The sequence below is a fragment of the Methylobacterium sp. WL7 genome, assembly GCF_008040085.1.
Lineage (GTDB): Bacteria > Pseudomonadota > Alphaproteobacteria > Rhizobiales > Beijerinckiaceae > Methylobacterium > Methylobacterium mesophilicum.
The window spans coordinates 1-11,365 of sequence record NZ_VRVG01000156.1 but is presented as its reverse complement, the minus strand read 5'-3'; the positions used below and the strand labels follow the sequence as shown (position 1 = coordinate 11,365).

At 70.9% G+C, this 11,365-nt stretch carries 10 protein-coding genes; 3 read left to right on the top strand and 7 right to left on the bottom strand.

Going from position 1 to position 11,365, the window contains the following annotated elements; all coding sequences use genetic code 11:
• Positions 1–261: 261 nt before the first annotated feature.
• Together FV233_RS25770 and FV233_RS25765 are read right to left on the bottom strand one after the other, a co-directional pair.
• A complete protein-coding gene (locus FV233_RS25770; protein WP_147899209.1) occupies positions 262–777 on the bottom strand; it encodes a DUF177 domain-containing protein in 516 nt (171 codons plus the stop codon).
• The gene (locus FV233_RS25765; protein WP_147899208.1) at positions 774–1,331 is read right to left on the bottom strand and encodes a ubiquinol-cytochrome C chaperone family protein; all 558 of its coding nucleotides are present in this window, start codon (positions 1,329–1,331) and stop codon (positions 774–776) included. Before FV233_RS25765 ends, FV233_RS25770 begins: the two co-directional genes overlap by 4 nt.
• A gap of 569 nt (positions 1,332–1,900) precedes the next feature.
• Here FV233_RS25765 and bamE point away from each other — a divergent pair.
• On the top strand, positions 1,901–2,398 hold the full coding sequence (gene bamE / locus FV233_RS25760) for an outer membrane protein assembly factor BamE (RefSeq protein WP_147857231.1): 498 nt from the start codon (positions 1,901–1,903) through the stop codon (positions 2,396–2,398).
• 132 nt (positions 2,399–2,530) lie between these two features.
• Here bamE and FV233_RS25755 read toward each other — a convergent pair whose 3' ends face one another.
• The 3 genes from FV233_RS25755 to FV233_RS25745 all read right to left on the bottom strand — a co-directional run bounded on the left by FV233_RS25755 (position 2,531) and on the right by FV233_RS25745 (position 6,381).
• On the bottom strand, positions 2,531–3,193 hold the full coding sequence (locus FV233_RS25755) for an HAD hydrolase-like protein (protein WP_147899207.1): 663 nt from the start codon (positions 3,191–3,193) through the stop codon (positions 2,531–2,533).
• Between the two features lies 1 nt (position 3,194).
• The gene (locus tag FV233_RS25750; RefSeq protein WP_147899206.1) at positions 3,195–5,108 is read right to left on the bottom strand and encodes a PAS domain S-box protein; all 1,914 of its coding nucleotides are present in this window, start codon (positions 5,106–5,108) and stop codon (positions 3,195–3,197) included.
• 181 nt (positions 5,109–5,289) lie between these two features.
• The gene (locus FV233_RS25745) at positions 5,290–6,381 is read right to left on the bottom strand and encodes an alkene reductase (protein ID WP_147899205.1); all 1,092 of its coding nucleotides are present in this window, start codon (positions 6,379–6,381) and stop codon (positions 5,290–5,292) included.
• Between the two features lie 319 nt (positions 6,382–6,700).
• Between FV233_RS25745 and FV233_RS25740 the strand changes: the two genes are divergently transcribed.
• Positions 6,701–6,970 carry a type II toxin-antitoxin system ParD family antitoxin gene (locus FV233_RS25740; RefSeq protein WP_147899204.1) on the top strand — a complete coding sequence of 90 codons (270 nt, stop codon included), beginning with the start codon at positions 6,701–6,703 and terminating at the stop codon, positions 6,968–6,970.
• 373 nt (positions 6,971–7,343) lie between these two features.
• Here FV233_RS25740 and FV233_RS25730 read toward each other — a convergent pair whose 3' ends face one another.
• Entirely contained in the window at positions 7,344–9,488 is a 2,145-nt protein-coding gene (locus FV233_RS25730; RefSeq protein ID WP_147899202.1) for a sodium-translocating pyrophosphatase, read from the bottom strand.
• Between the two features lie 502 nt (positions 9,489–9,990).
• On the opposite strand from FV233_RS25730, the gene FV233_RS25725 reads away from it, so the two are divergent.
• A complete protein-coding gene (locus FV233_RS25725; RefSeq protein ID WP_147855211.1) occupies positions 9,991–10,392 on the top strand; it encodes a hypothetical protein in 402 nt (133 codons plus the stop codon).
• Here FV233_RS25725 and thiL read toward each other — a convergent pair.
• A complete protein-coding gene (gene thiL, locus FV233_RS25720; protein WP_147899201.1) occupies positions 10,312–11,307 on the bottom strand; it encodes a thiamine-phosphate kinase in 996 nt (331 codons plus the stop codon). The genes FV233_RS25725 and thiL overlap by 81 nt on opposite strands.
• Between the last annotated feature and the right edge of the window lie 58 nt (positions 11,308–11,365).

Here is an 11,365-nt window from a genome sequence, read left to right as displayed (position 1 = left end):
GGGCTGGGGCTCTGCGGGGGCTTCTGCTTCTGCGAGCGATCCCGTCCACCCTCCTCATCCTGAGGTACGAGCGCAGCGAGCCTCGAAGGAGATCTCCAGGGATCGCGCGGCCGGCTGGAGGGCTCCTTCGAGGCCTCCGCTGCGCTCCGACCCCTCAGGATGAGGGGATTGGATTGGAGATTCCTCTTGGTGGAAACCGAACGCCCGATCCTTCCCTCTCGCGCAGCGACCCGACTGCTGACAGCGCCAGGCCGGTCCGCCTCACTCCTCCCCGTCGCGGAGCCGGCGCAACGCGTCGAAGGGGCCGGCATCCTCGCCCGCCACCACGGGCTCGAACGCGATGCCGGGCTTGCGCGGATAGGGATCGAGGCCCAGCGCCAGGAACTCGGCCGTGAGCGCGCCGAAATCGATCCGGCCGCCGACCAGCGGGTCGGGCACCTCGACGTCCTCGGCGTCGGTGCCGGCGAGCTGGTCGGTGTCGGTGTACACGACCTCCACCGGCTCGCGGACCGGGCCCTCGAACGGCTCGAGGCTGACGGTGCAGACCTGCGTCACCACGGCCTCGACCGTGCCGGTCACGGTCATCCGGTTGGTGGAGCCCGAGATGTCGAAACGGCCGACCAGGTCGCGGATGGCGGGGATCTTGAAGTCGGCCGCGAGCGCGTCGCACTCGGCCTGGCTCGCCTCGACGGTGACGGCGCCCCGTCCCTGCGGCAGGCGCTCGACGTTGACCCAGCGCGAAAGCGGCCCGCTCTCCGGGCCCGTACGGTGTCTCATGTCCTGTCTCCGGTCGGGGCCGGCGCGAACGCGTCCGGCTCCGGAAAGGGCGGCCCGGCACCGAGCAGCCCGTCGAGGTCGGCCCCGGCCAGGGCCGCATCGGCCGCCAGCACGTAGGCGGCGAGGCCCGCCGCGTCGCCCTCCCCGCCGAGCACGTTGCGGGCGAGCACCACCCGCAGGGCCGCGTCGTCGCGGGCGTCGAGCGCGGCATCGTAGCCCGTGGCCCGGCCGTAGAAGGCGGCACCGAGTTTCTTCATCCGCTTGCCGACGCCCATATCGCCGACGCCGAGTTCGCGCAAAGCGGCGTCGAGCTGGGTGAAGACCGCGTTGACCAGATCCTGCGCCACGTCGGCCGCCGGGGCCGGCAGCCGGTTGAGCCGGCGCAGCACCAGGATCACGTGCAGGCACAGGGCCTCGAACCGGCCCTCCACGGTGTCGGGCACGGCGAGCCCCGTGTAGAGGCCCGGCCGGCGCGCCGCCAGGCTGATGGCCGCATGCAGCCCCTCGACGGCGCGGCGGCGCGCGCCATCGCGCCGGAACAGCGCGGCGATCATGGATGCCTCGCGGGCGTGAAGGATGCCAAGAACAAAGCCGACACGCGCCTCTCCCTCCCCCCTCTAGCCTACGGTCTACACAGGTTTGAAGCACAAGCGTTGTTGCAGGCTGCGCCGCGCCCCCTCTCCCGTGCGGGAGAGGGTTGGGGTGAGGGACCAGATCCTTCCGGAGAGGTCGTATCCCTCACCCTGTCCCTCTCCCGCACGGGAGAGGGGACCCGCGCCTTCTGCGCCCACGGCATGATCACGGCTACGGTCGAAACCTGTGTCGCCCGTAGCCCCTCTGCGCAGCAGGGGGAGAGGGGCAGCGCGACAGCGCAGCTTGTGGCTCCCGTCGCGACGTCTCCGGCCACGGCGCTCCCCTCTCCCGACCCTCGCTGACGCCAGGCCCACCCTCCCCCGCAGGAGTGAGCACGGGTGCGTTGGCGGCCTGCGTGTGGCCAAGCTTGCCTTGTCAAAGCCATATCCCCGCGGTACGGCAACCCACGCCCAAGGCGCAAGCGCCGTCGGAGACATGGACCGGCGGCGGCCTGCGTCGCTCGTCCGTCAACACGCTCTCTGGGGGCCCGATGCGGCGCCGTCTCGTCCAGTCCTTTGCGCGCCTCGCCCTGATCGGCCTCGCGGGCGCCGGCCTCGCCGGCTGCGTCGGCGAAGAGCTCCGCCACGGCTACCAGATCGACCAGGCGGCGCTCGCCACGATCAAGCCCGGCATGGCCCCCGAGCAGGTGCTGCAGATCCTCGGCACGCCGTCGACGGTCTCCACGGTGGGCAACAAGTCCTGGTACTACATCTCGCAGAACACCAGCCGGACGATCATGTTCCTGGGCGAGCAGGTCGAGGACCAGAAGGTCACGGCGGTCTACTTCACCCCCGGCTTCAAGGTGGAGCGGGTGGCGCTCTACGGCCTCCAGGACGGCCGGGTGTTCGACTTCATCGAGCGCACCACGCCGACCAGCGGCGCCGACCGCGCGTTCCTCAGCCAGCTGTTCCGCGGCCTGACCCGCTACGAGCCGTTCGGCTCCGGCAAGGGCACCAGCGTCGTCCCGGGCGCCAACCGCGGCCTGTAAGAACGAGCGTCAGGGGTTTCCGAAGGGCTCAGCCCTTTGGCGGGGTTCGGGGGCGAAGCCCCTGAGCACCCGGAGCGGGGCTCTGCCCTGCACCCGCAAAAGGTCGCGGACCTTTTGAAACCCTGACTTGTCTCAGACCAATTCGCGTCGTCGCACCAGCCGGGCGATGTCCGCCGGCTCGGCGAACAGGTATTCCGGCCGGAGCGCCGCCAGCGCGGCCGCGTCGGTGTAGCCCCAGGCCACCGCGCCGAACGGGCAGCCGAGCGCCCGGGCCGCCTCCAGGTCGCGGACCTCGTCGCCGATGCACAGGGCCCGCTCCGGCGCGACCTTCCGGTGGGCCAGCAGCGCCCGCAGCCGCCGGGCCTTGCCGAACAGCGAAGCGCCGCAGGCATAGGCGTCGATCCGGGCCGCGTTCTCGGGGCCGAGCACCCGGCGGACGGTGTCGGCGCGGTTCGACGACAGGATCGCCAGGGGCATCCCCGCCGCCGCGAGGTCGGCCAGCATCGCCGGCACCCCGGGAAACAGCGCGATCGCACCGGCGTCGCGGGCGGCCAGCGCGTGCATGTGCCGGGCGATGAAGGGCAGCTTCCAGCGCGGGATGCCGAGATCGGCCACGATCGCCCGCGCGCCCTGCAGCCGCAGCGCCTCGACCTCGTGGGGCTCGACCCGGCGGAACCGGTAGCGGTCGGCGACGCCGTTCAGGACCGAGCAGAACCAGCCGAAGCTGTCCGCGAGGGTGCCGTCGAAATCGAGCACGACGAGCGCGGGCCCGGCCCCGCCGGGGCTGCGCGCCATCTCAGTGCCGGAGGTTGGCCAGCGGCATGCTGAGCCGCATCAGCAGCCCGCCCGGCGCCCAATCGTGCTCCAGCACGCCGTCGAGCTGGCCCGCGACGCTGCGCTCGGCCAGCACGGTGCCGAACCCCTTCCGGGAGGGCTTTTGCGTCACCGGAGGGCCGCCGGACTCGGCCCAGGTCAGGGTGTAGCGCGCGCCGTCGCGCAGGCCGCTCAGCGTGACGCCGCCCGCCTTTGTGGAGAGCCCGCCATACTTCATCGCGTTGGTGGCCTGCTCGTGCATGATCAGCGCGAGCGCGGTGGCGGTGCGCTCGCCGATCGCGGCATCGTCCCCGGAGATCGCGACCCGCGCCCGGCCGTCCTCCTCGTAGGCGGCCATGATCAGGCGCATCAGCCCGAGCACGGTCTGGCCCTCGACTTCGGGGGCGCTGTCGGGGGAATGGGGGCGGACGTATTCGTGGGCCCGGGCGAGCGCGCCGAGCCGCTCCCGGAAGGCCGCCGCGAACGGCTTGGCCGCCGGGTCGCTCCGGGCGGTGAGGGCCGCCAGGCCGCCCACCACCGCGAAGATGTTCTTGATCCGGTGGGACAGCTCGCGGATCAGCAGGTCGCGGGCCTCCTCGGCGCGCTTGGTCTCGCGCAGGTCCCGGGTCACGGTGGCGTAGCCGATCTCGGCCCCGGTCGGGTCGCGCACCGGGAAGATGTTGTAGAGCACCGCCACCGGCTCGCCCGTGCCGAAATGCCGGAAGGCCAGTTCGCCCTCCCAGTATCCGGTCCGGCGAACCGCCGGCATCACCGTCCCGGCCAGCACCCGGCGGCTGTCGTCGCCGAAGAAATCCTCCATCCGGTGCCGGCGGGCGGCGGCGAGGTCGGGCAGCCCGACCAGCGCCACGGCGGCCTCGTTGAGATGGGTGACGGCGCCGTCCAGGGTGAAGAGGCCGATGAAGTCCTTGGAGGTCTCCACGATGGCGGCGAGCTTGCGCGCCTCGGCCTCGGCCTGCTTCAGGTCGTCGATGTCGGTGCAGGTCCCGAACCAGCGCTCGATCCGCCCCTCCGCGTCGCGGATCGGCATGGCCCGGCCCAGCGTCCACCGGTAGGCGCCGTCGCGGTGGCGCAGGCGGTACTCGATCTCGTAGGGCTCGCCGGTCTCGAGGGAATGGCGCCAGCGGGTCCAGGCCCGCTCCTGGTCGTCCGGATGGAACACGTCGTTCCAGCCCTCGCCGTCGGTGGAGCCGTACGGCATGCCGGTGAATTCGTACCAGCGGTCGTTGTAGTAGTCGTGGAACCCGTCCGGCAGGGTGGTCCAGACCATCTGGGGCATCGCCGACGTCATCACCCGGAAGCGACGCTCGCTGGCGGCGATCTCGGCCTCCCGGGCGGCGACCTGGGCGTGGGTCCGGCGGTTCTCGAGCAAGGTCGAGATCTGGCGCGCCAGGGCGGTGAGCGTCGCGGCCTGGTCGGCGTCGAGCCCCTCGGGCCGGGGCGTCCGGTCGAGGACGCAGAGCGCCCCGAGCGGGATGCCCTGCGCGCCCCGGATCACCGCCCCCGCGTAGAAGCGGAAGCCCGGCCCGCCGGTCACCAGCGGGTTGTCGATGGTGCGCGGGTCGTCGGCGAGATCCGGGATGATCAGGCAGTCGCCGGCCTCGATCGTGTGGGCGCAGACCGAGCAGTCGATCGGCAGTTCCCGCTGGCCGAGGCCGAATTCCGACTTGAACCATTGCCGCTCGGCGTCGACCAGGCTGACCAGGGCCACCGGCGCCCGGCAGACATGGGCGGCGATGCGGACGAGGTCGTCGTAGAGCGGCTCCGGCTCGGTATCGAGGATGGCGAGGTCGTGCAGTTCCGCCAGCCGGTCCGCTCTGCTCCAGCGCCGGTCGGTCGGTTCGAGATCCGCGCGCGGATTGGGGGGCGGCACATCCATGGTCTCGCGCTCACATAGGCGCGCGACGGGCGGATGCATAGGCGTGGCCGGTGATTAAGGTTTTCACGGCCGCCGTGACGGGCTGTCGGGCAGCCGCCCATTCCGCATGCGATTTCCACAGTGCCGGGGCCCGTCAGTGCCGGGGCCCGTCGCGCAGGCCTCGGCACCGCGTTGAAGCCGATCAGGCGGCGCGGGCTTCGCCGAGCGTCGGGTAGTCGGTGTAGCCCTGCGGCCCCTGGCTGTACCAGGTCGCGGCCTCGTCCTTGGCGAGCGGGGCGCCCTTGGCGATGCGCTCGACCAGGTCCGGGTTGGCGATGAAGGTCCGGCCGAACGCGATCGCGTCGGCCTCGCCCGCATCCAGCACCTTCTGGCCGCTGACCCCGTCGTAATCGGCGTTGAGGATCATCGGGTTGCGGAACACCTTGCGCATCGCCGGGGCGATCGGCGGGTGGTCGGCCTTGCCGAAGGTCCCGTCCGGGCCCGGCTCGCGCATCTCCAGGAAGGCGATGCCGCTGTCGGCGAGCGCCTGGGCGGCGGCCACGAACAGGGGCTCCGGGTTCGAATCGTTGGTGCCCTGGATCGCGCCGTTGGGCGACAGGCGCACCCCGGTACGCTCCGGCCCGGCGACGCCGGCCACCGCATCGGTCACCTCGCGCAGGAGCCGCACGCGGTTCTCGATCGCGCCGCCATACGGGTCGGTGCGGTGGTTGGAGCCGTCGCGCAGGAACTCGTCGATCAGGTAGCCGTTCGCGGCGTGGATCTGCACCCCGTCGAAGCCGGCCGCCAGGGCGTTGGCGGTGGCGCGCTCGTAGTCGGCGAGCAGTCGCGGGATCTCGGAGACCTCCAGCGCGCGCGGCTCGGCATAGGGCTTCTTGCCGGAATAGGTGTGCGCCTGGTCCGGGGCGACGAGGGCCGAGGGCGCGACCGGCTTTTCGCCGCCCAGGAAGTCCGGGTGGACCAGCCGGCCCATGTGCCAGATCTGACAGACGATCTTGCCGCCGCGGTCGTGCACGGCCTTCACGATCGGCCGCCAGGCATCGACCTGCGCGTCGGACCAGATCCCCGGCGCGAACGGCCAGCCCAGCCCTTCTTGAGAGATGCCGGTGGCCTCCGTGAGGATCAGCCCGGCGCCGGCGCGCTGGGCGTAATACTCGGCCATGATCGGGGTCGGCACGTGCTCGCGGGTGGCGCGGCCGCGGGTGAGCGGGGCCATGAAGATCCGGTTCTTCGCCTCGATGGCGCCGATGCGGATCGGGTCGTGCAGGGACGGCATGGATACCTCGTGCTGGTGCGGCGACGCCGCGTCCGAAACTCAAACGCCGAGGTGGCGTCGCGGCGCGGTGATGCCAGGGTGCAGCGCAGCATGGGGGCTCGGTCCGTGCGCGAGCGCACGTCCCAGGGGGGCGGAATCATCCCGGTTTTTTTTGGATTTGGGGGCGTGGTGAGTCGGGGCAGGTCAGGGCGACGCGGGGCGGATAGTCGGAGTCTTGGAAAAACCACTCGGTCCGAACATGCGACGCCTTCAAGAGGCGGCCTCCCTTCCTTGACAATGTCAGCACGGCTCCAACACCTACTGGTCTCGGAGGACGGCCATGGCCACCCTGAACGTAAGCCTTACGCCGGAGATGTTGGCGTTCGTGAACGAGCTGACCCGCTCCGGCGGCTATACGTCGGTGAGCGAGGTCGTGCGCGACGGCCTGCGTCTGCTTGAGCAGGAAAAGGCCGTCGCGGAGGAGAAGCACGCGATCCTAAAACGCGAGATCGACGCCGGGCTGGCCGACGCGCAGGCCGGCCGGTTCAGCGACAAGAGCGCGCGCGAGATCGCCCAGGACATCCTTCGGACAGCCGGTCGTGCGCCATAGGCTTACCCGTCGCGCGGATGCGGATATCGAGCGGATTCTGCGGGACACCCTGATCGCGTTCGGGCCGCGCCAAGTGGAGACCTACGCGGCACTGATCGACAAGGCGGTCGGCCTGGTGGCGGAGTTCCCCGAGCGACCATCATCGAAGAACAGGCCCGACCTCGCCCCCGGCCTGCGATCCTTCCCGATAGCCTTTGCGAGCGGCCGGAGGCAGGGGGCTTCTCACGTACTCTATTTCACTGTTGCGGACGGGCCAGATCGCACCCGCGAGGTCGTGATCCTAAGGGTTTTGCATGACCGGATGGACCCACGGCTCAGACTCACCGGGGACAGGGATGAGTTGACGGGTGCGGAATCTCCCACCGCGTAGGACTCAATAATGCGCCAGCACCGCCAGCAGCAGCAGGGCGATGATGTTGGTGATCTTGATCGCCGGGTTCACCGCGGGGCCGGCCGTGTCCTTGTAGGGGTCGCCGACCGTGTCGCCGGTCACCGCCGCCTTGTGGGCGTCGGAGCCCTTGCCGCCGTGGTGGCCGTCCTCGATGTACTTCTTGGCGTTGTCCCAGGCGCCGCCGCCCGAGGTCATCGAGATCGCCACGTACAGACCGGTGAGGATCACGCCGAGCAGGCTCGCCCCCACCGTGGCGAAGGCCTGGCTCTTGCCCGCGATCGCCTGGATCACGAAGAAGATCACGATCGGCGAGAGCACCGGCAGCAGCGACGGGACGATCATCTCCTTGATCGCCGCCCGGGTCAGCATGTCGACCGCGCGGCCGTAATCCGGCCGGTCGGTGCCCTGCATGATCCCGGGCTTCTCCCGGAACTGGCGCCGGACCTCCTCGACCACCGCGGCCGCCGCCCGGCCGACCGCCGTCATGGCGATGCCGGCGAACAGGAACGGGACCAGGCCGCCGAGCAGCAGGCCCACCACCACGTACGGGTTGGACAGGGAGAAATCGACGCTGACGCCCTGGAAGAACCGGTACTGCGTCGGGCTGGCATTCGCGATGAAGTAGTTCAGGTCGGACGTGTAGGCGGCAAACAGAACCAGGGCGCCGAGGCCGGCCGAGCCGATCGCGTAGCCCTTGGTCACCGCCTTGGTGGTGTTGCCGACGGCGTCGAGCGCGTCCGTGGACTTGCGCACGTCCGGCGGCAGGCCGGCCATCTCGGCGATGCCGCCGGCATTGTCGGTGACCGGCCCGAACGCATCGAGCGCCACGATGAAGCCGGCCAGCGCCAGCATCGCGGTGACCGCGATGGCGATGCCGAACAGGCCGGCCAGCGCGTGGGTGCTGATGATGCCGGCCACGATCACGAGGGCCGGCAGCGCGGTGGATTCGAGCGAGATCGCCAGGCCCTGGATGACGTTGGTGCCGTGGCCGGTCACCGAGGCGTCCGCGATGGATTTCACCGGGCGGAAGTTGGTGCCGGTGTAGTATTCGGTGATCACCACGATCAGCGCCGTGATGGCGAGCCCGATCACCGCGCAGCCGAACAGCCCGCCCGACGTGAAGGTCACGCCGGTGGAGGTGGTGAAGGCGGTCGAGAAGCCGCCCAGCAGGGTCAGGTTGACGATCGCGATCGCCACCACGGAGAGCACGCCCGCGGTGATCAGGCCCTTGTACAGGGCCCCCATGATCGACTGGTTGGCGGACAGCCGCACCGCGTAGGTGCCGGCGATCGAGGTGACGATGCAGGCCGCCCCGATGGCCAGCGGATAGAGCATCATCGGCTCGAGCACCGCCCGGCCGCTGCCGGTGGGGCCGGAGAAGAAGATCGCGGCCAGCACCATGGTGGCCACGATGGTCACCGCGTAGGTCTCGAACAGGTCGGCCGCCATGCCGGCGCAGTCGCCGACGTTGTCGCCGACATTGTCGGCGATGGTGGCCGGGTTGCGGGGGTCGTCCTCCGGAATGCCGGCCTCGACCTTGCCGACGAGGTCGCCGCCGACATCGGCGCCCTTGGTGAAGATGCCGCCGCCGAGCCGGGCGAAGATCGAGATCAGCGAGGCGCCGAAGCCGAGCGCCACCAGCGCGTCGATCACCTCGCGGCTCGACGGGTCGAGCCCGGCGCCGCGGGTGAGGTAGAGGTAGTAGAGGGCCACCCCCAGGAGCGCGAGGCCGGCGACCAGCATGCCGGTCACCGCCCCGGACTTGAACGCCATGTCGAGGCCTGCCCCCAGCGAGGCCGAGGAGGCCTGGGCGGTGCGGACGTTGGCCCGCACCGAGACGTTCATGCCGATGAAGCCCGCCGCCCCCGACAGGACCGCGCCGATCAGGAAGCCCACCGCCACCTTGATCCCGAGGAACACCGCCAGCAGCACGAACAGCACCAATCCGACCACGCCGATGGTGAGGTATTGCCGCTTCAGGTAGGCCTGCGCGCCCTCCGCGATGGCGGCGGCGATCTCCTGCATGCGCTGGGTGCCGGCGTCCCGCCGCATCACGTCGAGGATCGTGACGATGCCGTAGGCGACGGCACAGAGCCCGCCCACGATGATCAAAGCCAAGGGGATCATGCTCTACCGTCCTTGTTCTTATCGTGCCTGGCGGGGGCTTGTGATCGGTGTCGCGCTTGGCCGTCGCGGGACGACCATGGGACGTGGTGCGCGAATCAGGGCATTCCTTCCCAGTCGGTAAGTCTTAGCGCGTCCACCGCCGAAGTGGAGACCGGTTCGGCGACAGTGAGCCGTCTCAGCAAAGGATAAGAATCGGCCCGAGCATGGCGTGATCGGGCGGAGTCTAGTTGCCAAACTTCGCCGGTGAGCGCAAACGCCGCGTTTCCCGGCATGGGCACTGCATCATGTCGATGCTGCACTGCGTCATTTCAGGATACGGACCCAGACCGCGAAGGCTCTTCGCAGCGAAGCGGCGTCCGAGGTGTCGGTTCGTCGAAGTCTGGACCGATCCGACCGCCTCCGCGCCGCCCGACCGCCGAATTCTTCGCAGCTAGGCGGGGCCTTAACCCACGGTTAACCATACGGCTCTCTACTTCCGGTTGTATAACGGATGGGGCTGGACATGAGCAGCGACCAGGTCGCCAAGCTGGCGGCGACGATCGAGGTGTTGACCGGGGCCGTGCACTTCTTGATCGCCGAGCGGGTCTCGGCCCAGCCCGAGGCGGTCCAGGGCGACCTCCTGCACATCCTGCAGCGCGCCTTCTCGACGCCGCCCCGCCCGGAGGAGGCGCTCACCGGCCGCGCCGCGCTGACGAGCGGCGACCTGGCCCTGTGGATGCCGATCGTGGCGGCCGGGATGATGGACGAGGTCCGCCGCCAGATCGGGCGCCAGCCCGAGGGGGTGACCCACATCGTGCTGGGCCGGACCAGCCCGGGCCCCGCCTCAGAAGTGGCTGAACGACCCAGCCGCGAACACGCGCGCAGCGCCATCGCCCATTTCGAAGCGGGGCGGGCCGTCGCCTGAGGTGACGGTCCCGATGGCGGTGAGCGGGACCCCGGCTTCCGTCGCCTCGGCCCGGAGCGCGTCGAGCTTCTCGGGAGCTGCGGTGCAGAGAATTTCGTAATCGTCGCCGCCGGTTAGGACCGGGTCGATCAGGTCCGGATCCGCCGCGCAGGCCCGGGCCGCGGCCTCCGACAGCGGCACGGATCCCACCGCGATCCGGGCGCTGCGGCCGGCGCCCAGCATCTTGGCGAGGTCGCCGGCGAGCCCGTCCGACACGTCCATCGCGGCCGAGGCGTGGCGGCGGATCGCGTTTGCCAGGGCGATGCGCGGGCGCGGATGCAGGTACCGGTCGGCCAGCACCGCCAGCAGCGCCGGGTCGAGGGCGGCCGCCCAGGCGGCGTCCGGTTCCAGGCGCAGCCGCAGGCCGAGCGCCGCGTCGCCGATCGTGCCGCTGACGCAGATCCGGTCGCCGACCCGGGCGGTGCCGCGCCGGACGATGCCGCCGCTCGGAACCTCGCCGAACGCCGTCACCCCGATCAAGGCCGGCCCGCCGGAACGCACCGTGTCGCCGCCGAGCAGCGGGCAGCCGGCCTCGGCCGCCGCCGCCCCGAGCCCCCCGGAAAAGCCGGCGAGCCACGCCTCCGTCCAGTCGTCCGGGAGCGCCAGGGTCAGCAGGAAGCCGCGCGGCACCGCCCCCTTGGCCGCGATGTCGGACAGGTTCACCCCGAGCGCCTTGCGGGCGATCGAGGCCGGCGAATCGTCGGGGAAATAGTGGATCCCGGCCACCACCGCGTCGGCGGTGACGACGAGGTCATGCCCGGGGGTGGGCGTCAGGGTCGCGGCATCGTCCCGGAGCCCGTCCGCTCCCGGCCCGGCCAGTGGGGCGAAGTAGCGGGCGATCAGCCCCTCCTCGGAGGCCCGGCCCGGTCCGGACACGGCTCAGGCCTTCTTGGCGGGCGGCTTTCCGGAGCCCGGCTTGCCGCCCCCCTTGTTG